The sequence below is a fragment of the Burkholderia sp. SR8 genome, from assembly GCF_052851275.1.
On record NZ_JAULUC010000003.1, the window covers coordinates 349,750 to 375,257 of the forward strand.

Annotated in this window: 19 protein-coding genes; 5 read left to right on the forward strand and 14 right to left on the reverse strand. The window is 68.8% G+C overall.

Annotation, left to right across the window (positions count from 1 at the left end):
- Window positions 1-76: 76 nt before the first annotated feature.
- The 4 genes from Q3A80_RS05795 to Q3A80_RS05810 all read right to left on the reverse strand — a co-directional run bounded on the left by Q3A80_RS05795 (window position 77) and on the right by Q3A80_RS05810 (window position 5,919).
- The gene (locus Q3A80_RS05795; protein WP_446328107.1) at window positions 77-2,104 is read right to left on the reverse strand and encodes a TonB-dependent receptor; all 2,028 of its coding nucleotides are present in this window, start codon (window positions 2,102-2,104) and stop codon (window positions 77-79) included.
- A 515-nt stretch (window positions 2,105-2,619) separates the two neighbouring features.
- On the reverse strand, window positions 2,620-4,089 hold the full coding sequence (locus tag Q3A80_RS05800) for a sialidase family protein (protein WP_446328108.1): 1,470 nt from the start codon (window positions 4,087-4,089) through the stop codon (window positions 2,620-2,622).
- Window positions 4,090-4,573: 484 nt separating this feature from the next.
- Window positions 4,574-5,005, reverse strand: coding sequence for a MarR family winged helix-turn-helix transcriptional regulator (locus Q3A80_RS05805; RefSeq protein WP_446328109.1), 432 nt, complete (start codon window positions 5,003-5,005; stop codon window positions 4,574-4,576).
- Complete coding sequence (locus Q3A80_RS05810; RefSeq protein WP_446328110.1) at window positions 5,002-5,919, reverse strand: alpha/beta hydrolase family protein; 918 nt, start codon at window positions 5,917-5,919, stop codon at window positions 5,002-5,004. Before Q3A80_RS05810 ends, Q3A80_RS05805 begins: the two co-directional genes overlap by 4 nt.
- A gap of 301 nt (window positions 5,920-6,220) precedes the next feature.
- On the opposite strand from Q3A80_RS05810, the gene Q3A80_RS05815 reads away from it, so the two are divergent.
- On the forward strand, window positions 6,221-7,186 hold the full coding sequence (locus Q3A80_RS05815) for an ABC transporter substrate-binding protein (protein WP_446328111.1): 966 nt from the start codon (window positions 6,221-6,223) through the stop codon (window positions 7,184-7,186).
- 39 nt (window positions 7,187-7,225) lie between these two features.
- Window positions 7,226-8,329: an LLM class flavin-dependent oxidoreductase gene (locus Q3A80_RS05820; RefSeq protein WP_446328112.1), complete on the forward strand. Its 1,104-nt coding sequence runs from the start codon at window positions 7,226-7,228 to the stop codon at window positions 8,327-8,329.
- Between the two features lie 85 nt (window positions 8,330-8,414).
- Here Q3A80_RS05820 and Q3A80_RS05825 read toward each other — a convergent pair whose 3' ends face one another.
- The 10 genes from Q3A80_RS05825 to Q3A80_RS05870 form a co-directional block, all read right to left on the reverse strand.
- Window positions 8,415-9,347, reverse strand: coding sequence for an ABC transporter substrate-binding protein (locus Q3A80_RS05825; RefSeq protein ID WP_446328113.1), 933 nt, complete (start codon window positions 9,345-9,347; stop codon window positions 8,415-8,417).
- Window positions 9,348-9,381: 34 nt separating this feature from the next.
- Window positions 9,382-11,169 carry an amino acid ABC transporter permease/ATP-binding protein gene (locus Q3A80_RS05830; protein ID WP_446328114.1) on the reverse strand — a complete coding sequence of 596 codons (1,788 nt, stop codon included), beginning with the start codon at window positions 11,167-11,169 and terminating at the stop codon, window positions 9,382-9,384.
- Between the two features lie 74 nt (window positions 11,170-11,243).
- Window positions 11,244-12,602 carry an LLM class flavin-dependent oxidoreductase gene (locus tag Q3A80_RS05835; RefSeq protein ID WP_446328115.1) on the reverse strand — a complete coding sequence of 453 codons (1,359 nt, stop codon included), beginning with the start codon at window positions 12,600-12,602 and terminating at the stop codon, window positions 11,244-11,246.
- Between the two features lie 7 nt (window positions 12,603-12,609).
- Window positions 12,610-13,659, reverse strand: coding sequence for an LLM class flavin-dependent oxidoreductase (locus tag Q3A80_RS05840; protein WP_446328116.1), 1,050 nt, complete (start codon window positions 13,657-13,659; stop codon window positions 12,610-12,612).
- A 42-nt stretch (window positions 13,660-13,701) separates the two neighbouring features.
- Window positions 13,702-14,643, reverse strand: coding sequence for an ABC transporter substrate-binding protein (locus Q3A80_RS05845; protein ID WP_446328117.1), 942 nt, complete (start codon window positions 14,641-14,643; stop codon window positions 13,702-13,704).
- Between the two features lie 58 nt (window positions 14,644-14,701).
- The gene (locus tag Q3A80_RS05850; RefSeq protein WP_446328118.1) at window positions 14,702-15,262 is read right to left on the reverse strand and encodes a GNAT family N-acetyltransferase; all 561 of its coding nucleotides are present in this window, start codon (window positions 15,260-15,262) and stop codon (window positions 14,702-14,704) included.
- A gap of 470 nt (window positions 15,263-15,732) precedes the next feature.
- Complete coding sequence (locus Q3A80_RS05855) at window positions 15,733-16,656, reverse strand: recombination-associated protein RdgC (RefSeq protein ID WP_446328119.1); 924 nt, start codon at window positions 16,654-16,656, stop codon at window positions 15,733-15,735.
- 103 nt (window positions 16,657-16,759) lie between these two features.
- The gene (locus Q3A80_RS05860; RefSeq protein ID WP_446328120.1) at window positions 16,760-17,797 is read right to left on the reverse strand and encodes a succinylglutamate desuccinylase/aspartoacylase family protein; all 1,038 of its coding nucleotides are present in this window, start codon (window positions 17,795-17,797) and stop codon (window positions 16,760-16,762) included.
- A gap of 245 nt (window positions 17,798-18,042) precedes the next feature.
- Window positions 18,043-18,318: a hypothetical protein gene (locus Q3A80_RS05865; protein ID WP_446328121.1), complete on the reverse strand. Its 276-nt coding sequence runs from the start codon at window positions 18,316-18,318 to the stop codon at window positions 18,043-18,045.
- A 336-nt stretch (window positions 18,319-18,654) separates the two neighbouring features.
- Window positions 18,655-20,205, reverse strand: coding sequence for a diguanylate cyclase domain-containing protein (locus Q3A80_RS05870; protein WP_446328122.1), 1,551 nt, complete (start codon window positions 20,203-20,205; stop codon window positions 18,655-18,657).
- A 501-nt stretch (window positions 20,206-20,706) separates the two neighbouring features.
- Between Q3A80_RS05870 and Q3A80_RS05875 the strand changes: the two genes are divergently transcribed.
- From Q3A80_RS05875 to Q3A80_RS05885, 3 genes are all read left to right on the forward strand, one after another.
- Window positions 20,707-23,583 (forward strand): xanthine dehydrogenase family protein molybdopterin-binding subunit, encoded by a 2,877-nt coding sequence (locus Q3A80_RS05875; RefSeq protein WP_446328123.1) that lies wholly within the window; start codon window positions 20,707-20,709, stop codon window positions 23,581-23,583.
- Window positions 23,580-24,254 (forward strand): (2Fe-2S)-binding protein, encoded by a 675-nt coding sequence (locus Q3A80_RS05880; protein WP_446328124.1) that lies wholly within the window; start codon window positions 23,580-23,582, stop codon window positions 24,252-24,254. The genes Q3A80_RS05875 and Q3A80_RS05880 overlap by 4 nt, the downstream gene beginning before the upstream one ends.
- Window positions 24,251-25,508 (forward strand): c-type cytochrome (locus Q3A80_RS05885; protein WP_446328125.1); only part of this gene is annotated, 1,258 nt, incomplete at its 3' end. The genes Q3A80_RS05880 and Q3A80_RS05885, both read left to right, overlap by 4 nt.

Here is a 25,508-nt window from a genome sequence, read left to right on the forward strand (position 1 = left end):
GCCGGTAAGGAGAAGCCGGCGCCGGCCGTGGTCGGCGCCGGATGATCCCGCGGTCAGCGCCGCGGGGGGCGGGGAGTCAGAACGTCGTGCGCAGTCCGGCCATCACGCTGCGGCCGCCTTGCGGCGCGAAGCCGCGTACGACCGAGGTCGCATAGCGAATCTCCTGGTCCGTCAGGTTGTCGCCGCGCAGGTACGCGAGCCAGTGCGTCACGCCGACGCGGAACTTGTACGTCAGCATCACGCCGAGCGACGTATAGCCGTCGGTCGGGAAGTCGTTGTCGGGCACGCGGTGTTGCGACCACGCATGCGTGACCTGTGCGCGCGCACCGAACGGGCCGTAGCCGTAGTCCGCCGCGAGCGTCGCGCGCAGCGGCGCGATGCGCGGCAGCGGCTGCCCGGTGTCGACGTTGCGCGCATGCGTGTAGTCCGCGGTCAGCTCCAGGTCGACCGTATGACCGCGCCGTGAGAACGCGCGCCATTTGCCGTCGAGCTCGACGCCGTAGAACTCGGCGCGTACGCCGCGATAGACGGCTTCGTCGAGCGTATCGCCGGCGCCGGGCGCGACCGGCTCGCCGTCGGCGTTCACGATGCGGCCGGTGTTGTACTCGGTCAGATAGTTCGAGAAGCGGTTGTAGAACACGCCGACGCTGCCGCGATTCGGGCCGCTCGCGTAGCGCAGCGCCAGGTCGGTCGACACGGCCTTTTCCTTCGACGCGTTCGCGTTGCCGATCAGGAACTGGCCGGTCGCGTCGTGCGGGCCGTTCGAGTACAGCTCGTAGAAGGTCGGCGCGCGTTCCGTGTACGCGACGTTCGCCGCGAGCGACCAGACGGGCGTGAGCGAGAACAGCGCGCCGGCCGATACGCTGCCGGCATTGAAATCGCGCGGCTGCGCGCCTGCGAATTTCTCGACGCCGGCCGGATCGGGATCGACCTTCACGTGCTCGAAGCGGCCGCCGACGCTCAGCTTCAGCGCCGGGACCACCTGCCATTCCTCGAGGCCGAACAGTGCGACGCTGTTCGTGCGCGTGGACGGCACGAGCGTTTCATCGCCGAGCGCCGAGAACGTGTTCTGCCCGAACTGCACGCCGATCGCGCCTTCGAACGGGCCGATCTTGCGATGCCGCGCCTCGATGCGCGCCTCGTAGCCGCGGTTGCGGAAGGTGGTCGCCGTCTCGCCGTTGTCGACCTCCTTGTGGCGATAGTCGGTGTACGCGAAGTCGAACTTCAGCTTCGTGAACGGGCCGCTCAGGTTGCGCACCTCGGACGCGAACGCAAGGCGTTCCTGGCGCATGCGCAGACGCACGTCGTCCTCGGCGACCGAGCCGTAGTTCGACTCGTAGCCGCTGTACGACAGGCCCGCGAAACCGTCGGCCCACGTGTACGACGCGCCGACTGCGCCGCCATGCACGCGGCCGTCGCTGTTCGGCACGTTGCCGACCGGCTGCGGCGTGTCCGGATCGTCGCTCGCACGTTGCGCACTGCTGCGCGCATAGCCGGGAATCCGCAGCTTGCTCGTCTCGCGATCGAATGCGTCGACGTGGAACGCGAAGCGGCCATTGCCGCCTTCGACCTGGGCGGCGCCCGCACGCATCGAGTTCGCACCGCCGTAGCGTGCGTCGAGCGCGCCGGTCACGCCTTCGATCGCCTCGCGCGGAATGCGGTTGTCGATCGTGTTGACGACGCCGCCCACCGCGTTGCCGCCGTACAGCAGCGCGGCCGGCCCGCGCACGATCTCGACGCGTTCGATCGACAGCGGGTCCTGCGGCACCGCGTGGTCGTACGACAGCGACGACGCGTCGTACGCGGCGACGCCGTTCTGCAGCAGCCGGATCCGGTCGCCGTCCATCCCGCGGATGATCGGACGGCCGACCATCGGCCCGTACGTGGTGGTCGACACGCCGGGCAGGCCGTCGAGCGTCTCGCCGAGCGTATCGGCCTGGCGGCGCGTGAGTGCGTCGCCGGACAGTTGCGCGGTCGGCGCGATCAGCTCGGCGTCGCCGAGCGGGTTCGCGGTCACGAAGATCGGCGCGAGCGGCGTGCCTTGCGATGGCGCCGGCGGGGCCGGCGCGTCGGCCTGCGCGTGCGCGGCGGCGGCGAACAGCATCAACGGAACGGGAGAAAGCGGGCGAAGCGGTAGACGACGGAGGTCGCGCATGGTCGGTGAAATCGTTGGAATCGGATCGGGAAAACGAGGCATACGGATCACCGTCGGATACGATATATTGTTGCATTCGTAACGCGCAGTGACCCGTCTGGATATGACTCGGCGTGGCTCGGGCGTCGGAAATCGAAGGGTTTCAGGCGGACGAGGTCGCGAAATGATATGTTATATCATCTCAAAATCCAAGCGGGATCGGGGCGGGATGCAGGATTTCTGCTGGCTGATGGCTATGGAGACGGGCGAGCCGAGTGGTGCGCGCCGCTGCGGCGGCGCGTCGCGCGGTATGAGACGCGGGCACGACCGCGATAACGGGCGGTCGAGCGTGGCCGCCTCACGAGCATCGGAAAATCTTGACGGCCGGGGCCGACGAACGGATGCGGCCCGCCACGCGGAAACCGTGCAGGCCGGCACGCCGCCGCGATCGGACGCATCGCGGCGGCGCTGCGCTCACACGCCCATCACGGCGCGAAGAACACGTCGGTCCGGTTCGTCAGGTTGCCGGAGTTGGTCTGGACGAACAGCGGATGGAACCCCGACGACGGCATCACGTCGAGCCCCTGGTAGTCGCCGATGAAGTAGCCCTCCGCGATCGGCGCGGTCTTCATGTCGAACGGGCCGCCGACGCGCCGCTCGTCGGCGAACGTCGTGCCGCTGTCATGCGAGATCTTGCGCCAGAATCCGGTGGGCAGCGTCGTCGTGTTGCCGGCCTGCAGGTCGCGGAAGTCGTAGTAGGTGACCATCACCGCGCCGGCATTGTCGACGCGCACCGACGGATTGAACGCTGGGCGCCCGGTCGGCGTGTTGATCTGCAGCGGCGCGCTCCAGGTCGCACCGCCGTCCTTCGACGTCGACAACGCAATCTCGTCGTAGTGGCCGCCGTTGAAGCGGCCGTCCTGCCAGACGACGTAGAGCTGCCCCGACGCGGGATCGATCGCCGGCTCGGGGATGATGTCGCCGGTGCGTACGGGTTCGCCGGTGTTCGGGTCCGTCACGCCGGCCGTCTGCAACCCGGCGATCACCTGCGGCTTCGTCCATGTCGCGCCGTCGTCGGTCGACTTGATGAACGCGACCTTGCCGGCCGCCTTGTTGAACGGCGGCTGGATCAGGTCGAAGAAGTTGTAGAGCGTGCCCGTCCTGGGATCGACGACGATCTGGTTGCCGATCGTCTGCTGACGCGACGGCACGTCGACGATGATCTTCGCGGCGCTCCACGTCTTGCCGCCGTCGACCGTCTTCGAGAAGAACGTCGGGCCGCGATAGGCCGCCGTGTGCAGGTTCGCGTACGGATTGCCGTTCGGCAGTTCGAGCCGATCCCACACGGCATACGCGGTGCCGGCTTTCACCGGGTTCGCCGTCACCGACTCCTTGTCGTTGAAGAACTGCGTGGTCGGCTCGTCGTTCGCGATCAGCACGGCCGGACTGCTCCACGTCTGTCCGCCGTCGGTCGACACCGACGCCGCGACCGCGTTGCTGTTGTTCGACTGGTTGAACGAGATCGACACCGAATACGCGGTGCCGTCGGGCCCGAACGACACCCACGGATCGGATGCGCGCTCGTATTTCAGCCCGCCCGGCGCGCACGCGCTGAACGGTTGTGGCGTGCGCGCCCAGGTCGCGCCGCCGTCGAACGTGTAGCTGGCGACGAGCCCGTGCGCGCCGCCGTTGGACCAGCGATCCTGCTGCCACACGCCGATCATGTTGGTCGGGTTCGACGGATTGACCGAGAGCCACGGTTCGACCTCGGCATTCACGTAGACGGTGCCGGGGCCGCCGATGGTGCACGCGGCGAACGGGCTTGGGCCGGATACGGCGACCGGATCGGCATGCGCTGCCGCGGCGGCGGCCATCGCGATTGCCGTTGCGGCGGACAGGCGGGTGAGGCGGGTGAGGCGATTGACAGGCGAGTGAGACACGATCGTGCGTCGCATGGACTGCTCCTCGGTGACGTGCGGTGAAGATGGCGCGGCCGCGCCACGCGACCCGCCGCGCGGCAGCGGATGCCGTGCAGCGTGTCGGGTCGTGTCGTTCAGGAGGCCGCTTCAGCCATCGCAATCCGCGTGCGCTGGATACCGCCAGCACTTCGGCCAAGACTCCTATTCGTTTTCATTGCTTGCCGGGCGAGCTTGGCGCTGCGAACCCGACGGAAGACCTGTCCGTGCATACGACGAATGCGTCGAGGTGGATTGCAATGTAGGCGATCCGTATGCGGCGTGCGAGGCAATTTTTTGTAACAGAGCGTAGCAGGCAAGCGTTGCCGAAGCGGCGGGTCCGGCACGCAAAATTTGCCGCCGGTAACCCGCGAAAAACGAATCGGAAAGACGAATCGGAATCGCTCTCGCTTACGTGCGATTGCATGCGGATTGCATGCGCTTCGCATGTGATTGCGCGCGCATCCAGTGCGCGTCGTCTGGTTCAGCGCTCTGCCGGAAACCGGTCCTGCAGCGCGTGCAGCCAGCGCGCGACGACATCGAGTTCCGTGTCGGAAAAACCGTCGCACAGCTTGCCGTTCAACTCGCGCAATACCACGCGCGCAAGCTTGAGCGCCGCATGACCTTCGTCGGTCAGGAACAGGCGCGTCGCACGCCCGTCGTCGGAATCGGCGTGGCGCGTCAGCAGGCCGGCTTTCGCCATCCGGTCGGCAAGCCCCGTCATCGCGGACGGCGCGAGTTGCAGCGCCGCGCCGACTTCGCCGATCAGCGCGCCGTCCTGCTTCGCGAGACAGAACAGCACGCCGGCCTGCGCGGCACTCGCGCGCGCATCGGTCTCGGCCTTGCGGTCGACCCAGCGCTGCACGCGCCGCTGGCCGATGTTCAACAGGAAAAACAGTCGTCGGTCTTCGCTCAAGCTCGGTGCCCTGCTGTAATGGAAAGGGACGGGCGGCCCGCGTCGCGCGGCGTGTCGAGCGCGTGCGCGAGCCAGTCCGCGACGCCGGGCCACAGCACGCTGCCGGGGCGGCTGCGGAAGAAGCCCATGTGTCCGACCGGCCCGCTGCCCGCCGTATCCGGATCGATCTGACGGCGTTCGACGGCCGCCCGGGTCAGGTAGCTTACCAGCAGGTCGATCGCGCGCGGGTTCGCCCACGGGTCGTCGTCGAAGCCGAGTGCGAGGATCGGCAACTGCTGTTTCGCGAAGCGTTCGGCCGCACCGAGCGTCGGATCGTCGAAGAAGTAGCGCGGCAGCGTGGTCCAGCGGCTCCATTCGCGGAACACGCCGGCCGGCAGGTCCTCGCCGAGGCCGAGCCGCTTGCCGGGCACGTAGCCGAGCAGCGCGGCCGCGAGCGGGCCGATCACGCGCAGGATCAGCCGCACCTTCAGCCGCTCCGCTGCGCGGGAAATCAGCCGCGTGCTGCCCGCGTGCGCGGCGACCATCACGGCCGCGCGCAGGTGCGCGGTGCCGGCCGACAGCCCGATCGCGTGGCCGCCGACGCTGTGGCCGACGGCCAGCAGCGGCAGCCCGTCATGGGTCCGACGCGCCCACGCGATCGCCGCGCCGACGTCGAGTTCGACCCAGTCGCGCATGCGCGCTCGCAGCGCGCTCAGCCGTGCCGGCCGCGACGCGCCGATCCCGCGATAGTTGTAGGTCAGCGCCGCGAAGCCGCGCTCGGTCAGGAAGCGCGCAAAGCCCGCATACAGCCGCTCGGGCACCGCAGTCGCCGGATGGATCAGCACCAGCGCGCGCGGCGGCGCGTCCGGCGACCATAGCGTGCCGCGCAGCGGATAGCCGTCGGCGGCGGAAAATTCTATTGGTTCGGATGTCATGGCCGTCCTCGTTCCGGGTAGTTATTTCGTATGCGAAATATAGTTGCGAATTTATTTCGTGCGCGAAATAACTATCGAGGAAACATTCGAACGGCCTCCGCGAAGGCCTGCGGGCGGCGTCGCCACGGCACCGTCGTTCCATAAAATATTTGCATCTTTGCATAGCAGAATATTGCGTTTGTCTCATGACGCGGATCGACGTATCGTCACCGGTTCCATCCCGTCCGCCGGCCGTCGCGCCGCGCGGACAGAAGGGCGCCGCGCGTCGCGCGGCAGCCCGCCAACCTCCGGGGAGATCACGTTGTCGAGCCGAATCGTCACGGCGCTGCTGCTCGCGCTCGCCGCGCAGCCGGGCATCGCGAAAGACACCGTCACGCTGCGCGTCGGTGAACAGAACTACTTCAACATCCAGGCGTCGATGGAGGCGTCCGGCGTGTTGAAGGACCTGCCTTACACGATCGAGTGGAAGCACTTCCAGGCCGCCGCGCCGGTCGCCGAGAGCCTGAACGGCAATGCGATCGACATCGGCTTCCTCGGCGATTCCGCGCTGCTTGCGCTGGCCGCGCGCGGCGCGCCGGTGAAGGTCGTCGCGGTGTCGCGGCAAAGCCTCGACGGCGTCGCGATCCTCGTGCCGAAGAACTCGCCGGTGCGCACCGTCGCCGACCTGCAGGGCAAGACGATCGCGGTCTGGCGCGGCGCATGGAGCCAGCAGCTCGTGCTGCGCGCGCTCGAACGCGCGGGGCTGCGGGCGGATTCCATCAAGTACGCGTACCTGATGCCGATCGATGCGACCAACGCGCTCGCGAACGGCTCGGTCGACGCGGTGTCGTTGTGGGAGCCGTTCGTCAGCACGCTCGCGCTTCGACAGGGGGCGCGCCCGGTGACGACCGCGCAGGGGCTGATGCCGGCGCTCAGCTTCGTCGCCGCGAACGAGCACGCGGCCACCGCCCGGCGCGCGGAGATCACCGATTTCCTGAAGCGCGTGGTTGCCGCACGTCAGTGGGTCGACAGCCATCCGCGCGAGTACGCGGATCGGTGGGCCAAACGCGCGAAGCTGGAGCCGGATGTCGCGTACCGCTGGCTCAACAACGCGCACCAGCGCGTGGGCCCGGTCGACGACACGGCCGCGAAGGACGCGCAGAACACCGCCGATTTCCTGCACAGGGCCGGCGTGATCCCGGTCGCGTACGACACGGCGAAGCTGCTCGACCGCTCGTATGCGGGCGCGTTCGCGGCGCCCGCGCAGAAAGCGGCCGCCGCGCAGTGACCTGCGCATTTCCATCGACAACCGGAAGGACAGCCCGACATGCCTGTCGACATCATCGGCATGATCACCGCGACGCCTGGCGCGGAGGTCGACGTACCGGGCGGCGCCGCCGTCCAGCCCGACTATGTGCGGCGCTTCGCGCAAGTGCATGAAGCGGCCGGCTTCGACCAGATCCTGGTCGGCCATTTCAGCAACGCGGCGGACGGCTTCATCGTCGCGTCATTCGCGGCTGCCGCCACCGAACGCATCCGCATCCTGCTTGCGCACCGGCCGGGCGTGATCGTGCCGTCGGCCGCCGCGCGGCAGATCGCGACGCTCGACGTGTTCAGCGGCGGTCGGCTCGCGCTGAACGTGGTGTCGGGCGGTGACGACACCGACCTGCAGCGCGACGGCGACTTCGTGCCGCACGATGCACGCTATCGCCGCACCGGCGAATATCTCGACGTGCTGAAGCGCATCTGGCTCGCCGACGCGCCGGTCGATCACGACGGCGAGTTCTATCGGCTGCGCGGTGCGTCGCCGGTGGTCAAAGGCGCGCAGCGTCCGCACGTGCCGATCTGTTTCGGCGGTTCGTCGCCGGCTGCGCTGGCCGTGGCCGGGCAGCATGCGGACGTCTACATGATGTGGGGCGAGCCGCTCGCCGCGGTGCGCGAGCAGATCGCACGCGTGCGGGCCGCCGCCGCGCCGTTCGGACGCGCGCCGCGGATCAGCGTGTCGTTCCGGCCGATCGTCGCGGATACCGAAGCCGCCGCGTGGGAGAAGGCCGAGGCGATTCGCGAGCGCGTGCGCGCAGCGCGGCTCGCGAACGGCCAGCCGATCGAAGGTCATGCGCCGCAGAACGCAGGCTCGCAACGGTTGATGGCCGCTGCCGCACAGGGCGACGTGCTCGACGAGCGGCTGTGGATGGGCGTTGCGAACCTGACCGGCGCGCGCTGGAATTCCACCGCGCTCGTCGGCACGCCCGAACAGGTCGCGCGAGCGCTCGGCGCGTATTACCGGCTCGGCGTATCGACGTTCCTGATTCGCGGGTTCGATCCGCTGGAGGATGCGTCGGCCTATGGGCACGAGCTGATTCCGGCGATTCACGCGCATGTCGCGGCACTCGACCGGGATCGCATGGCGAAGACGGCGCAGGTGGCGTAGGCGCTCAGGCCGGTACGACGGTTCGCCCCGGCATGTCCTTCAGTGCATGCCGGGGCGATGTCATTCGATGTGCGGGCGTATCAGGTCAGAACGACGGCAATCCCGGCGGATTCGTCTCCGCGCGCGCGACCGCTTCGCTCTGCAATCCCCAACGCGCGAGCGCCTGGCCATAGCGACCATTGCCGATCAGCGCATTCGTCGCAAGGGTCAGCGCGGGCGCAAGGCCGCTGCCGCGCCGCGTCGCGATCGCGACGTCCGCCTTCGCCGGCCAGCCCGCATTGACGACGCCGACGCGCCTGATCTTGCCGTCGCGCGCGGCCTCGTACGCAAGCGACGCGTTCGGGTTCAGTTCGGCATCGGCGCGGCCCGACAGCAGCGCCACGCGTGCGGCCGCATCGTCGTCGAAATACAGCAGTTCGGTGGCCTTCAGCCCTTGCGCGACATTGCGCCGGCTCCATTCGAGCAGGATGCGCTCCTGGCTCGTGCCCGCGCCGGTGATGATCCGCAGCCCCGCGACGTCCTTCGGTTCGGCGATCTTCGCGATCGGGCTCGCGGTGCGCACGTAGAAGCCATGCAGCCCGAGCCGGTAGGTCGTGAAGTCGTATTTTTCCTTGCGCTTCTCGGTCACGCCGACGTTCGAGATCACCGCGTCGTACTTGCCCGACGTGAGCCCGAGCGGCCAGTCGGCCCACGCGATCGGCAGCAGCACCAGCGTGCGGCCCAACGCGTCGGCGATGAGCTGCGCATAGTCGGGGTCGGCGCCGACCACGGTGCGCGCATCGGTCGCGTAGGTCGACACCGGCGGCGCGTGCGGCGAGATCGCGACCGTGAACGCGCCGTCGCGCACCCAGCGGTAATTGCTTGCCGCGCGAATCGCGGCCGCGTCGCGCGATGCGCGGATGCGGCCGGCCTGGCGCGGGTCGAGATCCGCAGTCGCGAACGCGGCAGCGGCTGCGTGCCATCGCACGCCCGCTGCGGCCGCAAGCGCGGCGGTCATGAACCGGCGTCGATCGATCATCGTCCGTTACCTCGCAGATGGGGCGCGGCGCGCATCACAGCACCCGCGACAGGAAGGCGCGCGTGCGCGCATGGGCCGGCGCGTCGAGCACGACTGCGGGCGGCCCCGATTCGACGATGCGGCCACGCTCCATGAACAGCACGTGGTCGGCGATCTCGCGCGCGAAGCCGATCTCGTGCGTGACGATCACGAGCGTGGTGCCCGAGCGCGCGAGCTCCTTGATCACGTCGAGCACTTCGTTCACCAGTTCGGGGTCGAGCGCGGACGTGGGTTCGTCGAACAGCAGCACTTTCGGACGCAGCGCGAGTGCGCGCGCGATCGCGACACGCTGCTGCTGGCCGCCGGACAGCTGGCGCGGATACGCATCGGCCTTGTCGGCGAGCCCGACGCGCGCGAGCAGCGTGCGCGCGGTACGCTCGGCGGCATCGCGCGCGATACCGGCGACCGCGACCGGCGCTTCGATCAGATTCTCGAGCACCGTCAGGTGAGGAAACAGGTTGAAGTTCTGGAACACCATGCCGACCGCCGTGCGCCGCTTCAGCACGTCGCGCTCGTTCAGCTCGTGCAGCACGTCGCCGTCGCGCCGATAGCCGATCAGTTCGCCGTCGATGTCGATGAAACCGTCGTCGACGCGCTCCAGATGGTTGATCGTGCGCAGCAGTGTCGACTTGCCGGAGCCGGACGGTCCGACGATCACCGTCACGCTGCCGCGCGGCGCGACGAACGACACGTTGTCGAGCACGCGCTGCATGCCGAACTGCTTCGACACGTTGTGCACGGCGACTTCGCCGCCCGTGCGGGACGTGTGCGCGGCCGCGGTTTCGCCGTGGACCGTTGCGGCGGCGCGCGCTGCGTGGCGGGCCGACGCGCGCCGCCGCAGCGCGCTCACGCGCGCCAGCACGAACGTCAGCGCCGACGGCGGCGGATTGCGCAGCGCGCCGCGCGCATAGTGGCGCTCGACCTGCACCTGGATCGCGGACAGCACCGTCAGGATGATCAGATACCAGACGGTCGCGACCATCAGCAGCGGAATCACTTCGAGATTGCGCCGGTAGATCACCTGCACCGTGTAGAACAGCTCGGGCATCGCGAGCACGTACACCATCGACGTGCCTTTCGCGAGCGTGATGAGATCGTTGAACGCGGTCGGCAGGATCGCGCGCATCGCTTGCGGCAGCACGATCCGCGTGGTCTGGCGGCCGCGCGGCAGCCCGAGCGCGGCGGCCGCTTCGAGTTGCCCGTGGTCGACCGCGAGTATGCCGCCGCGGATCACTTCCGCGGAAAACGCCGCGTGGTTCAGCGTGAGGCCGAGCACGGCCGCGAGGAACGGGCTGATCAGGTCGGTGGTCGGCGTGTCGAACCATACGATGTCGGTAAACGGCACGCCGAGCCGCACGTGTTCGTACAGGTAGCCGAGATTGTTCAGGATCAGCAGCAGCACGATCAGCGGAATCGAGCGGAACAGCCACACGAACGTCCACGCGCTCGCCGCGAGCAGCCGCGAGCGCGACAGCCGGGCCAGCGCGACGAAACCGCCGAGCGCGAAGCCGAACACCGCGCCGAGCAGCGTCAGCACCAGCGTGCGCGCGAGCCCGGACAGCACCGGCGGCGACAGGAACCATTCGGCGAACACGGGCCAGCCCCATTGCGGGTTGCCGAGGATCGAATGCAGCGCGAGCGCGATCAGCCCGAGCGCCAGCACCGTGCCGGCCGTGCGCGACCGATGGCGGGCCGGTACGATCCGCAGGTGCGTGCCGGCGTCGCGCACGCGGGAGGAGGAGAGCGGCGGCAGTGCGCCGCCGAGATGGGTGGTGTCGCTCATGTCGATGAAGTCCTCGGTCGGGTCGGTCGGATGCGCCGCGCCGCGCGATGAGGCGAGGCGGCGGCGCATCCGCGTTACGCGTGCGCTTCGGCCGCGTCGTCCTGTCGTTGTGCGGCGTCCGGCGCCGCATACCGGCTCGCCTTGCGCGGCAGGCCGAGATGGTCGCGCAGCGTGCTGCCCGGCAAATCGCGGCTGTAGCGGCCGCGCGCCTCGAGCACCGGAATCACCAGCTCGATGAAGTCGTCGACGCCTTGCGCCTGCACCGGGAAGCCGAGGATGAAGCCGTCGCCGGCGCCCGCATCGTGCCAGCGGATCAGCTCGTCGGCGACGTGCTCGGCGGTGCCGATGAAATTCGGGCGCGGCGTCGCGACGGCGAGCGCCGTCTCGCGCAGCGTGAGGTGCTTGCGCTTCGCGTCGGCCTTGATCCGGTCGGTGGTCGAGCGGAAGCTGTTGCGGCCGATGTCGCCGAGTTCCGGGAACGGCGCATCGAGCGCGTACTGCGTGAAATCGTGGTGATCGAAATAGCGGCCGAGATACGCGAGCGCTTCGTCGATCGTCAGCAGGTCGCGGATCGCCTGGTATTTGTCTTCCGCTTCGGCGGCCGTGCGGCCGACGATCGGCCCGACACCCGGAAAGATCTTCACGTCGCCCGGTTGCCGCCCGTGCTCGACCGCGCTTTGCTTCACGCGCTGCGTGAACGCGGCCGTTTCGTCGAGCGACGGCGAATGCGTGAATACCGCGTCCGCATACTTGCCCGCGAGCCCGATGCCGGCGTCCGACGAGCCGGCCTGGAAGATCACCGGCTGTCCCTGCGGCGAGCGCTGGATGTTCAGCGGGCCTGCCACGTTGAAGAAGCGGCCGCGATGGTCGAGCGTGTGCAGCTTGTCGCGGTCGAAGAAGCGCCCGGCCGCGCGATCGCGTACGAATGCGTCGTCGTCCCAGCTGTCCCACAGGCCTTGCACGACGTCGAGGTATTCGTCGGCGATCTCGTAGCGCAGTTCGTGATCGGGATGCGTCTTGCCGAAATTCTTCGCGGTGCCTTCGAGCGGCGTCGTCACGACGTTCCAGCCCGCGCGCCCGCCGCTGATCGTGTCGAGCGACGCGAGCTGGCGCGCGACCGTAAACGGCTCGCTGTACGACGTCGAGATCGTGCCCGCGAGGCCGATCTTCTTGGTCGCGACCGCGAGCGCCGACAGCACGGTCAGCGGCTCGAAGCGGTTCAGGAAGTGCGGAATCGACTTCTCGTTGATGTAGAGGCCGTCCGCCACGAACGCGAACGCGATGCCGGCCGCTTCGGCCTTGCGCGCGATGCCGATCGCGAAGTCGAGGTTGATGCTCGCGTCCGGCGGATTGCTCGGATGCCGCCACGCGTTCATGTGGCTGCCTGCGCCTTGCAGCATCAGGCCGAAGGGAATCGATCGTCGGGTCGTCATGGGCGCGTCACGGGTTCTGGTCGGGAGAAAGGGCGCGTTCGGCCGCGGCGGCCGCCCGCGCGAGCGTGATCGACTGCGCGCCGCCGAGCCATTCGGCCGACGCGAGCCGTGCCGCGTAATCGGTCACCGGCGAGTCGATCACGAACGCATCGACGCCGAGCCGCCGGCTCAGCGCATCGAGCGCGCGGTGCACGCGCTCGGGCGTATCGGCGAGCACGGTCGGGCGCAGCTCGTCGATCCGGTAGTCGGACGCGCCGCTTTGCCGCGCGAACTCGGCTGCGGCCTGCGCGCTCGCCAGGTTGAAGCTCGGCCCGCCCGCGAACTGCAGCTTGAAGATTTTCAGCGGCCCGCTCAGTCGCTCGGCCTCGTCGCGCGTCGGTGCGGCGATCGCATACAGCGCCACGAGCGGGCGCGTGCCGCCCGCGTCGCGGTACGCGGCGAGCGAGCGTTCGAGGTTCGCGTCGTCGCCGTTGAAGTGGCCGGCGTAGCAGAAGCGCCAGCCGTGGCGCGCGGCGAGCGCGCCGCTGTCGGGCGAGCCGCCGAGCAGGATGCGTTCCGGTGCGTGCGGCGGCACCGGCATCGCGACCGCGCCGGCGAGCGGATGATCTTCGGCGACGCCCCAGCCGAGGAACGCATCGAGTTCCGCGAGCTGGCCCGCGAAGTCGGGCTTTTTCGCCTTGTCGTGAAACCACTGCAGCGCGCGCGTGGTCAGCGGCAGCCCGCCGGGCGCCTTGCCGATGCCGAGATCGACGCGGCCGGGCGCGAGCGCGGCGAGCAGCTTGAACGTCTCGGCGACCTTGAACGGGCTGTAGTGCTGCAGCATCACGCCGCCCGAGCCGACGCGGATGCGCGACGTGTGCGCGAGCAGGTGCGCGACGACGATCTCCGGCGCGGAGCTCGCGAACCCCGGCGCGCCGTGATGCTCGGCGACCCAGAAGCGCTCGTAGCCGAGCTGCTCGGCGCGCTGCGCGAGCGTCGTCGTGAAGCGCAGCGCGTCGGCGGCGCTCGCGCCGTCGGCGACCGGGCTCTTGTCCAGCAATGAAAGCGAATAAGACATGATGTTCGGTGCTCCTCTGCGCAACGCGTGAACGGGCGGCGCTCAGCTCTTCGGCAAGCCCGGCGGATTCGTGCGCGACTGGTCGATCGCTTCGGACGCCAGGTTCCAGCGGTCGAGGATCTGCTGGTAGCGGCCGTTCTTGATCAGCCCGTTCAGCGCGGCGGTCAGCGGATCGGCGAGCCCGCTGCCGCGGCGCGTCGCGATCGCGATGTCGGCCGTGCGCGGCCAGCCGCCGCTGATCGCGCCGACGAGCCGCGTCTTGCCTTGCTGCGCGCTCTGGTACGCGAGCACCGAGTTCACGCTGAATACCGCATCCGCGCGGCCCGACTGCACGGCGACGATGCGCATCGCCTGGTCGTCGTAGTACTGCACCTGCACGGGCTTCAGGCCGTGCGCGACGTTCTCGCGGTCCCACGCGAGCAGGATCTTTTCCTGGTTGGTGCCGGCGTCGGTCACGATGCGCAGGCCGGCGACATCCTTCGGTTCGCGGATCGACCGGATCGTGCTGTCGTTGCGCACGTAGAAGCCGACCTGATCCTTGCGGTACGTCGAGAAATCGAACTTCTGCTTGCGCTCCTCGGTGACGGTGACGTTCGAGATCACCGCGTCGACCTTGCCCGATTCGAGTGCGAGCGGCCAGTCGGCCCATGCGAGCGGCACGATCTTCAGCTTGCGGCCGAGACTGTCGGACACGAGCTGGCCGACGTCCGCGTCGAAGCCGATCACCGTGCGCGCGTCGGTCGCATACGAACTGATCGGCGGCAGGCTCGGCGCGACGCCGATCGTCAGCGTGCCGGCTTCGGCGAACCTGAACGACGCAGGCACCGCGCGTTCGACCGCCGCATCGGCGGTGCCGCGCGGGCGCCCGCGCTGCTCGGGGCTCAGGTCGAAGGTCGCGGCGGCTGCGGCGATCGCGGTCAGGCCGATCAAGGCGGCAGCCAGCGTGCGCAGCGCGCGCGGCGCGAAGGGGGCGGGTCGTTGCATGGATGCGTCCTGTCGTTGCGGTGTTGTCGGGGAGTTGGGGAGTCGGGGCGCGGTGCGTTCAGCGCGGCAGCACGGGTTCGGGCAGCGGTGCCCACAGGTCGGCGAGCGTCGACGTGCGCGACGGATCGGCGAGATCCTTGCCGAAGCGCAGGTGGAAATACGCCTCGGGATCGATCGACGAATCGAACAGCCGCGTGTAGCCGGTGCGGTCGTACAGCGCCCACGCTTCGGGCTGGCGAAAGCCGGTGGTCAGGTATACGCGCTGGTAGCCTTGTTGCGCGGCGCGCAGCTCGAGCGCGTCGACGATCAGCCGTGCCAGGCCCTGGCGGCGCAGGTCCGTGCGCGTCCAGATGCGTTTGAGTTCGGCGGTCTGCGCGTCGTAGCGCTTGAACGCGCCGCCGCCGATCGTCTCGCCGTCGCGCAGCAGCAGCACGAACGCGCCTTCGGGCGGCGCGAACAATGCGGCCGGGTAGCGCGCCAGTTCGTCGCGCGCGGACGCGCGGCTGTCGGGGCGGTACGCGTCGTAACGCGTCGCGTATTCGTCGATCAGCGCGTCGATCAACGGCTGCGCGCGCACGTCGAGCGGCGTCGTATCGATGAGTCGGTCGTTCGTGGCCATGGGCATCGCGAAGGGCGCGCGATGCGGACGTTCGTGGCGGGTTCGGGGCACTCGCCCCGTCCGGTCTGTTCCGTTATCGCGACGCGGTTGTCGTGATGACGGCGGCTGCCATGCTTGCTGCGATGCATCCGGCGCGCCGCCGCCGTTTCGAACACGTTAGCGGCGCGGCGGGCAAAGGCGAACGAAGCAATTTCGATAAGGATTTCGTGGGGAGAGTTGGAAGGCTTGCAGGGGGAGTGGGGTGACGCGGGCATGGTGGGGAGCCGTGCCCGTTTGACGCGTGTACGACGTCGACGGCCGCCGTGGAGTGGCGGGGTGTTGTCGTTTCGATGGCCTGCTGCGGATACCGATCCGGTGCGGCTCGCTTTTCGTGACGCGAGCACCCGGCCGCGACTCGCCGCCACGGTGGCGACGGTCCGCCTTGAATTGCCGCATCGTCGCGGGGCGATGATCCCCGACGACGACGGCGTTCAGGCTGCTGCCGCCTGACGCATCGAGTCGTGCTGTTCGCCGCCCAGGCTATCGACCAGACTGGTCAGCATCCGCGCCAATTCCCCCGTCATCAGCGTGACATCCGAGTCGAAGCGTTCATCGTCATTCTGCGCGGTCGGATCGGCCGCCTCCTTGAGCACGTCGAGCGGCGTGACACGCTTGATCGTCAGCGACGGTGTCAGCACGAACGAGATCCGGTCATCCCACGTCATCGCGAGGCGCATGCATTGTTTGCCGGCTTCGATATGCCGGCGCATGTCGCTCGCTTCCAGCGCGTGGCCGACGTATCGCACCGTGGCGCCGCCTTCGCCGCTCGAGCGCAGCTCCGCATCCTGGTCCACGGTGAATCCGCCCGGCGCCTCGCCGGACAGCAGCCAGTCGGTCATCGATGCGACCGGCGAACGCGCCAGATGAACGCCGGCGAGCGGCAACGCATCGATCGACTTGACGAGCAGGCTGCGCACTTCATCGGCGAGCGCCTGTGCCGCCGCGTCGATGACGAGCCAGCCATTCGCCGTATCGATCCATACGCGGGTATCGCGGCGAATGCTGAACGCGCGCGGCAGCAGTTCGTCGGTCACCTGTTCCTTGAGTTCGCGCAGTTGCTTTCGGCCTACCTTGAAGCCCTGCTGTTCTTCGATTTCGAGCGCACGCGCTTTGGCGACCTGATTGACGACCGACGCCGGCAGCAGCTTCTTTTCGGAACGAAACACCAGCAGCATCTGCCGGTTGATCGAATACACGAGCGCGCCGTCGTCCCGCGGCGACGCCCATCCGACGCGCTGCATTTCGATGCTGGTGCCGGGTTGGAACGCGTGAGGCGCCAGCCATTTTTCCATCTGGTCGGCGGTAACGGCCCAGGGTGCCGGAAGACGGTGAAGCTGGAGATTCTTGAACCACATAGGTGTACGGGCAAAGCGCGTCATTCTATATGACGGGGCGGGTCGCCGGTCAGCGGATCCGCACCGGCGTCGGCGTACGACACCGTGAACGCGTCACGCGCGTTCAGCGGTCGATGACCCGCGCCGGCGTCGACGCCTCCGCCAGCTGGAACAGGCAATCCCCACGCCGCACCTGCGCCGGCACGCGCTTGCACACCACCTCGCCGTCGCCCTTGAACCGATGCAGCACCGGCTCGCGCAGCGGCGTATCCGGGAAGTGCACCCACGCAGCCGGCTGCCCGGCCTTCACCCGATCGCCGAGTTCGACGAGCGGTTCATACAGCCCGCGCTCGTACGCATAGACGAAGTGCCGATCGCCATCGACACGCAGAAACCGCGTGGCGGTCGGCGGCGCATCCGGCACGAGCGCGCCGTGCAGCAAACCGATATACCCGAGGTAATGCAGCAGCCCATGACGGCCGAGCCGGATCAGCGACGGATCGGCCATCCCCGCACCGCCGAGCTCGGTCACGATCGAAATCGCGCCTTGCCGCCGCGCGGCCGATGCCGAATGCACGGGGTTCGGCGCATGCAGCAGCGCATTCGGCAACCCGAACGCAACGAGCAATCCGTTGAGTCTCTCGGCTTCTTGATCGTCGAGCGGATCGATCGCGAGCATGTTGCCGCCCTGATACAGCAGCGAACTGCCGCCCGAATGCAGGTCGACCAGATACTGCGCGCGCGACAGCAGCGCATGTTCGATGTAATGCGCGATCATCTGCGTCGGCGTGCCGGTCGGATTGCCGGGGAAGCTGCGGTTCAGGTTGCCGTCGTCGAGCGGCGACACGCGCAGGCCCGCATCGGCTGCGGGGAAATTCGCCATCGGCAGCAAGATCAGTTGCCCGCTGACCATCTCCGGATCGATCTCGCGCATCAGTTGCGACACGATGATCTGGCCTTCGTATTCGTCGCCGTGGTTGCCGGCCATCACGAGAGCGACCGGGCCGTCGCCGTTGCGGATCGACGCGATCGGGATCGGCAGCCAGCCGTACGCGGAGCGATGCACGGAATGCGGCAGGCGCAGGTAGCCCGCATGCTTGCCTTGCGCATCCAGATCGATTTCGCAGTGGATGGGATTTCGGTGGGAGGAAGAGGCGGTCATGGCAGCGTCGTTCGATGAACGGAATCTGCCATCTTATCGGGAAACGGCCGCCGCGCGGCGCGCGCAGTGCGCGGGTACCGAATGCCGTCGGCGGGGCAGCATGCCAGCGCGCGACAGGCGCAACCGGAGCAGCCGGGCGCGATGTTGCTGCGCTGAAACGCATGCGGGGGTGCGGGCCGGCCGCCCGCGCATGCCGTATAGCGCGTCGACCCGTTGTCGCGACAGGGCCGGCGCGCGCAATTGCGTCAGCGGCCCGACGTTTCAGCTTCGATACGGCCTTCTTCCCACAGCGCCCAGAACCGGCTGCCGGCGCGATACGGATTCGCGCGCCGCGCCGCGTGATCGGTGACGCCCTGACGATACGCGCCGTACAGCGTGAGCGGCGGGTTGTCGACGCAGGCGGCTTCCCGCGCAGCGGTCGTACGGCGCTCGGAGACGAGCCGGCGGATCAGCGAGGCGCCGTCGATCACGTCGAGTTGATCGCGCGTTTCTGCGTGGCTGAGGACTTCGACGGTATTCATGCGGAGGCTCCGTGACGTGCGGTTTCCCAGTCAAGGAGCAATAAGAATGCCAGCCGCGAAATTCCGCGCGCCGCGTCGATCGTGCGGGCTTCTGCTGCGAACGCGCCCCATGGTGCGGCCCGATGTTACGGAACACGTCACGTGACACGGCGTGCGCACGGCGAAACACGCGAACGTGCGCGAGGCCACGCGCCGGATCGCGCAAAGGGTTTCGGAATTGAATCGCGGAAAGCGCAGGGAAGCGGGCGGAATACGGGGAAACGAACGAACGCGCGACAGCAGCCAGCGAATGACGAGCGGTGCGTGCGGCTGTGCCGTGACATGCCACTGCGGCGTTCAGCTCGCCGCAGCGGGCGCGACGCGGCTGCTTCCCGCCGAATAGAAGCGATAGATCCCCTTGCCGGCCGACTTCGCGTCGTACAGCGCGCTGTCGGCCTGCCGGATCAGTTCGTCGGGCGACCCGTGCCCGTCGTCGAGCGCGATGCCGATGCTGATCCCGAAGCTGACGGTCTCGCCGATCGACAGCGTGTACGGCGCCGAGATCTGCTGGATGATCCGCGCGGCGACGAGCGAGCACGCATGCATCGTGGTGGCGTCGAGCGCGACGATGAACTCGTCGCCGCCGACGCGCGCCGCGAGTTCGCCGCTCGGCAGCGTCTTGCCGAGCCGCTCGGCGACCTGCGTGAGCACTTCGTCGCCGGCCTGATGGCCGAAGCGGTCGTTGATCGCCTTGAAGCCGTCGAGGTCGAGATACATGACGGCGAGCGTCGGGCTCGGCATGCGCGGCCGATGCGCGAGCATCCGTTTCAGTTGCGCATGCAGTTCATGGCGGTTCGGCAATCCCGTCAGCGCGTCGTGCCGCGCAAGATGGCGGATGTGCTGCTCGGTGCGGCGGCGCGCGGTCACGTCCTCGACGATGATCACCGCGTTGCCGTCCGGCACGCGATGACGCGTCAGTTCGAGCTGGCGTCCGTCGCCGAGCGCGATGTCGAACGGCACGGGCTCCGCGCGGGTCAGCCACACCGCGCATTGCGCGGCGAGGCCCGCATTGCCGGGATCGGTCACGGCGTTCGGACCGAGCGCCGCGACGACGTCGGGCAGCGGCGTGTCGAGCATGATCTCGCGCGGCGAGCCGAACAGCTGCGCGGTGCGCCGGTTCGTGACGATCACGCGGCTCTCGCCGTCGATCATGCACAGTCCGTGCGGCATGTAGGTGAGCGCCGCGTCGAAGCGCGCGACGAGTTCGGCGTTGCGCTGGCGCGCGGCAATCAGCGCGACCAGCACGCGGTAATGACGCTGGACGACGGTGCGCATCGCGGCGAGATAGATCAACAGCGGCGGCAGCAGCAGCCATGCGCCGGGCCGCTCGACCAGCAGCGCGCCGACGCCGATCGGCACGACGCCGAGCGTGACCTGCGTCATCGCGAGCCGCGGCAGCGCCGAATTGCGCGATGCGATCCCGCCGAACACGCCACCGGCAACCATCACGGCCAGCGTGCCGAGCTCGACGTCGGGCGCATCCAGGCAGCCCATCGCGCCGATGCCGAGCACGAAGCACGCGGCGAGCGACACGGGCGCATAGTGCCGCGCCCAGTACTCGGCGCGATCGTCGCCGGCCGCGCGGCGTACCACATACGCACGAGCGATCGCGAGCCGCGCGGCGAGCAGGCCGACGTCGACGACGAGCCATACGAAACACCAGAGTTGTTGCAGCCGGATCAGCGCGATCGCCGCGACGAATGCGCTGGCGAGACCGGACAGCGCCATCGGACGCACGTCCTCGAACAGCGTGACGAGCATCGACGGACGCAGTGCGTCCGTCACGCGGTGATTGCCGCAAGGGGGAGTGGCGAGAACGGCGTTCAGGAGGCGTGCCTTGACTGCCATGGCTATTTTGACCTCGACACGATGCGACTCGTCGCCGGCACCCCGCGCCGCACACGGCGGGACGACCGGCAAGCCCGATGCGCACGACATTACCATGAAACATCGGCCGCGCGGGCCGTCCGGCTGCGTCGGCGAGTAGTCGTAAACCACGCCCGCTCGTACGTTGCAGACCGCTCGGCGCGAACGCAGGATCGTTGCCGACGGGACGATCTCGGGCCGCCCGTCGCCGGCCGTTTTGCCGCGCGCCGCACGATGCGCTGCGTCGGCCGGCGAGTGCCGCGCGGCGGCCGATCGAGCCGCCGCGGCGCTGCGCGGCGACGGACGAATGCCGCCCGCGACCGCCCGCCGCAGCCCGTCCGAATCTCGTTATAAGAAATCCAATAAGCATTTCATGCGGGAAATACTATAGGCGATATATCGAAAATAATGCCAGAATGCGCGCCGCTCCGAACGCCGCGACACCCGCTCGCCGTCCGAGCCGCATCAGGAGGTTCCCCCCCAATGAAAAACCACGGCCTGTCACGGCGGGGTTTTCTGAAAGCCAGCGTGCTGGCGGGCGTCGCGGTCTACGTCGCGCCCATCGGCAGCCGCGCGTTCGCGGCGCTCTTCGAAGAAAAACTCCTCACCCCGGTCAAATGGGATAGCGTCACCGGCATCCCCAGATTCCGCATCGACGGCATCGCGAAGGTCACGGGCTCGAAGGTATTCGCGCGCGACGTGCGCGCGGCCGACATGCCGCACTGGCCGCAGCAGCAGTCGCACGCGCTGATCCTGCGCGTCACGCAGGCCGACCGCATCTACGAAGGCTTCGACCTGTCGCTGCTCGGCGACGAACTGAAGCCGGACCGCGTGGTCACGGCCGACGATCTCGCGCGCGACGGCGTCGCGTTTCCGGCGTTCTACGGCGACGACATGCTGTTGCCGGCCGGCAAGACGCCCGCGTATCTCGGCCATGCGGTCGCGATCCTCATCTACCACGACTTCGCGCGCTTCCGCTTCGCGAAGCACGCGCTCAAGTTCCGCGACGACGTGATCCGCTACGGCGCGGTCACGGGCCCGCTCGAGCGCGATCCGTGGGGCACGTTCCGCTACGTGCGGGTGGGCGGCAAGACCGCGTATGACGACGACGTCTATTCGAGCCTGAAGGACGCGCCGATCTTCCCGAGCATGATGCGCAAGCACCTGCCGGTGTGGCCCGACGGCAAGGAGCACGGCAAGCTCGACGAACAGGGGATGTTCCTGGCCGGCCAGATCGCCGCGGAGCTCGATCGTCCGTCCGCCGACTGGCTCGTGTTCGACCGCGAGTACAGCACGCAGTCGGTCGATACCGCCGCGCTCGAACCCGACAACGCGAACTGCTGGTACGACGCCGCGACGCAGGCGCTGCACCTCGTCGTGCCGACCCAGTCGCCGCTCGAAGTCGCGGAGAACGCGGCCGCGATGGTTGCCAAATGCCGCTTCCCGGTGAAGAAGCTGTTCGTTCACCCGTGCTACACGGTCGGCTACGGCTCGAAGGATCACTGCAACGTGCCGTTCTACGGGCTCGTCTGCGCGCTGTACGCGGACGGCCGGCCGGTGCGCTTCGCGAACGATCGCTACGAGCAGTTCCAGACGTCGCTGAAGCGCCACGCGTTCAGGATGCGTTACCGGATCGCGGTCGATCGCAACACGGGCCTCATGCAGTCGTTCAAGGGCGACTTCGAGGCGAACGGCGGCGGGCGCTCGAACTTCTCGCCGTCGGTGGCGATGGTCGGCGCGACGGCCGCGCAATCGATCTACTACTTCCCGAAGAGCGATCTCGCGGCGGTCGCGATCGCGTCGCGCGCGATCGACGCCGGCTCGGCGCGCGGCTACGGCACGCTGCAGAGCATGGCCGCGACCGAAATGGCGGTCGACGAGATCGCTGCGCAGCTGAACCTCGACCCGATCGAGTTCCGGTTGCGCAACGCGCTGCGCTCGGGGATGAAGAACACGCAGGGCGCGATTGCGGCCGGCGCGCTGCGCGTCGACGAAGTGCTCGAGCGCGCGAAGCAGCATCCGTTGTGGACGCGTCGCGCGGCACGCAAGACCGAATTCGAGGCGGCGAACCCGGGCAAGCGCTACGGCGTCGGCTTCGCGTGCGTGCAGAAGGATTTCGGCACGGGCGCGGAAGCGTCGTTCGCGAAGGTCGAGTTCGACGAGAACGGCAACGTGGCGCTGCATCACACGGCCGCCGAGATCGGCACCGGGATGTCGACGTCGCAGGCCGTCGCGGTCGCGAAGTGGCTCGGCCGCCCGGCGACCGACGTGCGCGTCGCGGTGACCGAATGGCCCGACCTGCCGGTCGAGACGAGCGGCGACCCGTACCTGATGTCGCAGGCCGACCAGGACCGGCTGAGCGCGAACCCGCGCTGGTCGCCGGGCTATGCGTCGCCGTCCAGCGCGACGAATTCCGCGTACTACTTCACGCACAGCACGCGGGAAGCCGCGCGCGCAGTGTTCCGCTACGGTCTGTGGCCGGCCGCGATGTCGATCTGGACGCGCGGCCTCGGCGGCGGCCAGGCTGCACCGTACACGATCCGCATCGAGGACGCGCGCTGGGTCGACGGCAAGCTGACCGCCGACGGCCTCGAGCCGCTGACGTTCGAGCAGCTCGCGAAGCAGGCGCATGCGCTCGGTTTGCCGACCGGCGCCGTCGTGCACGTGTTCAACCGCTGGCAATGGACCGACGCCGAATTCGACGTAGGCGGCGCGGTCGAGCGCCTGCCGATCGACGGGCTGTCGCTGCGCGTCGGTGCGCCGAAGACGGGCGACGACGGCCCGATTCCCGGTACTGCGGCACCGGCCGGCGCGACCGCGCTGCGCGGTACGCTGCCGCCGACCGCGAACGGCTATCGCGTGCTGGACCGCAAGCGCGTGTTCATCCCGCCGACGAGCCGCAACAACGCGGCCGTCACGTACTACACGGCGGTCGGCACGCTCGTCGAGCTGGCCGTGCACGAAGCGACGGGCAAGGTCGAGCTGCTCACGCATCACTCGATCATGGAGTGCGGCAACCAGATCTCGCCGCAGCTCGTGTCGGGTCAGCTGCAGGGCGGCCTCGCGATGGGCATCGGCCATGCGCTGCACGAGTATCTGCCGCTTTACGAAGACGGCCCGGGCAACGGCACGTGGAACTTCAACCGTTATCAGCTGCCGCGCGCGACCGACGTCGCCGTGTGGTCGCAGACGGGCGACATCCTGCCGCCGCTGTCCGAGACCGATCCGCCGAAGGGCGTCGCCGAAGTGGTGATGATCCCGGTCGTCGGCGCGATCGTGAACGGCATCGCCCACGCGATCGGCCATCGTTTCACCGATTTGCCGGTGACCCCGCAAAAGATTCAGGAGGTGCTCGCATGACGACCGCCCAAACCGCCGCATCGGCCGCGAGCGCCGGCGCGGCTGCGACCGGCGCGTCCGCGCCGAATGCGGCTTCGGCTGCGCCCGCTGCCGCGCCGGCAGCCGTCGAGCGTCCGCTCGTCCGGTTCCAGCAGAAGCCGCTGTCGGTCAGGATCAACGGCAAGTCCGTCGGCCCGATGCAGGTGCCCGAAGGGCTGATGATGATCGAGTTCCTGCACGAGTACGCGGGCCTCACCGGTTCGCGGCTCGGCTGCGGGCAGGGCATCTGCCACGCATGCGTCGTGATCGTCGACCAGCCGGACGGCACCAGCGAGGAGATGCGCACCTGCATCACCGGCGCGCATTTCTTCCACGGCCGTTCGATCCGTACGATCGAGGGCCACGCGAAGCGCAACGACGCGGGCGAAGTGGTCGAGCTGTCGCCGGTCCAGCAGAAGTTCCTCGAGCACTTCAGCTTCCAGTGCGGTTACTGCACGCCGGGCTTCGTCAATGCGGCGACGGTGCTGATCGAGCGTCTGAAGCGCGAGCCGGTCGCGAAGGCCGACGTCGAACGCACGATCACCGACGCGCTGAACGCGCACCTCTGCCGCTGCACGGGTTACGTCCGCTACTACGAAGCCGTGAAGGACTTGATCTTGACGACGCCGGGACTCGTGAAGGACGCCGCATGACACGCACATTCGCCCATCGTGCCGCGCGGGCCGCGGGCCTGCCCGCGCTCGCGGCCGCCTGCGCGCTGCTGCTCGCCGCCTGCGGCGGCCATGACGCGCCGGTATCGAGCGCGGCATCCGGCGCGCCCGGTGCCGACCAGGTCGCGCGCGGCCGCTATCTCGTGAAGGCCGCGGACTGCGCGGCGTGCCACACCGCGAAGGACGGCGCGCCGTTCGCCGGCGGCGCGCCGCTCGAATCGCCGTTCGGCACGTTCTACGGCTCGAACATCACGCCGGACAAGGATCGCGGGATCGGCAACTGGAGCGGGGACGACTTCTACGCCGCGCTGCACGACGGCAAGGCGCCGGGCAAGCGGCTGTATCCGTCGATGCCGTACACGTCGTACCGGCAGCTCACGCGCGCCGATGCCGACGCGATGTTCGCGTACCTGAAGACGGTGAAGCCGGTCGCGCAGGAAAATCGCGCGCATGAACTCAAGTTCCCGTACAACCTGCGCTTCGGCATGGTGCTTTGGGACATGGTGTTCCTGAAGGACAGCCTGCCCGACGCGTCGAGCGGCCAGTCCGCCGACTGGCAGCGCGGCCGCTATCTGGCCGGCGCGCTCGGCCACTGCGCGGAATGCCATACGCCGCGCGCGTTCACCGGCCAGCTCGACAGCGCGAAGCCGTTCGCGGGTGCCGCGCTCGGCCGCGTGGCCGCGCCGGACATCACGCCGGCCGGCCTCGCTGCGCGCGGCTGGACGGGCGCCGACCTGCAGACGTTCTTCGGCGTCGGCATCGCGCCGCAAGGCTCGGCGTTCGGCGAGATGTATCCGGTCGTGCACCTGAGCACGCAGTTCATGACGAAGGACGACCTGCGCGCGCTGTCCGTGTACCTGCTCGGCGATACGCCGCCTGCGCCGCAGCCGGTGAAGCCGGTGTCGGCCGACGCCGCGCAGCTCGCGGCCGGCCGCTCCGTGTATCTCGCGGTGTGTGCGGGTTGTCACGGATTGAACGGGGAGGGCAAGCCGCACGTCGCGGTGCCGATGAACGGCAATTCGACGCTGCGTCAGGGCGACCCGCGCAACCTGCTGGTTGCGATGCTCGACGGCATCGACGAGCAGAAGTTCGCCGGCGTCGAGAACATGCAGGCGATGCCGGGTTTCGCGCACACGCTGGGCGACGACGAACTCGCGCAGCTCGCGAACTATCTGCGCGCGACGTGGGGCGGCCGGCCTGCGAGCGTCACGCCGGCCGACGTGAAGGCCATGCGCC

What these genes read in the sequence shown, in the direction of transcription:
- Q3A80_RS05795 (WP_446328107.1), bottom strand. Translation starts at nt 2,104, where the DNA reads ATGCTGTTCGCCGCCGCCGCGCACGCGCAGGCCGACGCGCCGGCCCCG.
- Q3A80_RS05800 (WP_446328108.1), bottom strand. Translation starts at nt 4,089, where the DNA reads ATGCGACGCACGATCGTGTCTCACTCGCCTGTCAATCGCCTCACCCGC.
- Q3A80_RS05810 (WP_446328110.1), bottom strand. Translation starts at nt 5,919, where the DNA reads ATGACATCCGAACCAATAGAATTTTCCGCCGCCGACGGCTATCCGCTG.
- Q3A80_RS05820 (WP_446328112.1), top strand. Translation starts at nt 7,226, where the DNA reads ATGCCTGTCGACATCATCGGCATGATCACCGCGACGCCTGGCGCGGAG.
- Q3A80_RS05825 (WP_446328113.1), bottom strand. Translation starts at nt 9,347, where the DNA reads ATGATCGATCGACGCCGGTTCATGACCGCCGCGCTTGCGGCCGCAGCG.
- Q3A80_RS05830 (WP_446328114.1), bottom strand. Translation starts at nt 11,169, where the DNA reads ATGAGCGACACCACCCATCTCGGCGGCGCACTGCCGCCGCTCTCCTCC.
- Q3A80_RS05835 (WP_446328115.1), bottom strand. Translation starts at nt 12,602, where the DNA reads ATGACGACCCGACGATCGATTCCCTTCGGCCTGATGCTGCAAGGCGCA.
- Q3A80_RS05840 (WP_446328116.1), bottom strand. Translation starts at nt 13,659, where the DNA reads ATGTCTTATTCGCTTTCATTGCTGGACAAGAGCCCGGTCGCCGACGGC.
- Q3A80_RS05845 (WP_446328117.1), bottom strand. Translation starts at nt 14,643, where the DNA reads ATGCAACGACCCGCCCCCTTCGCGCCGCGCGCGCTGCGCACGCTGGCT.
- Q3A80_RS05850 (WP_446328118.1), bottom strand. Translation starts at nt 15,262, where the DNA reads ATGGCCACGAACGACCGACTCATCGATACGACGCCGCTCGACGTGCGC.
- Q3A80_RS05855 (WP_446328119.1), bottom strand. Translation starts at nt 16,656, where the DNA reads ATGTGGTTCAAGAATCTCCAGCTTCACCGTCTTCCGGCACCCTGGGCC.
- Q3A80_RS05860 (WP_446328120.1), bottom strand. Translation starts at nt 17,797, where the DNA reads ATGACCGCCTCTTCCTCCCACCGAAATCCCATCCACTGCGAAATCGAT.
- Q3A80_RS05865 (WP_446328121.1), bottom strand. Translation starts at nt 18,318, where the DNA reads ATGAATACCGTCGAAGTCCTCAGCCACGCAGAAACGCGCGATCAACTC.
- Q3A80_RS05870 (WP_446328122.1), bottom strand. Translation starts at nt 20,205, where the DNA reads ATGGCAGTCAAGGCACGCCTCCTGAACGCCGTTCTCGCCACTCCCCCT.
- Q3A80_RS05875 (WP_446328123.1), top strand. Translation starts at nt 20,707, where the DNA reads ATGAAAAACCACGGCCTGTCACGGCGGGGTTTTCTGAAAGCCAGCGTG.
- Q3A80_RS05880 (WP_446328124.1), top strand. Translation starts at nt 23,580, where the DNA reads ATGACGACCGCCCAAACCGCCGCATCGGCCGCGAGCGCCGGCGCGGCT.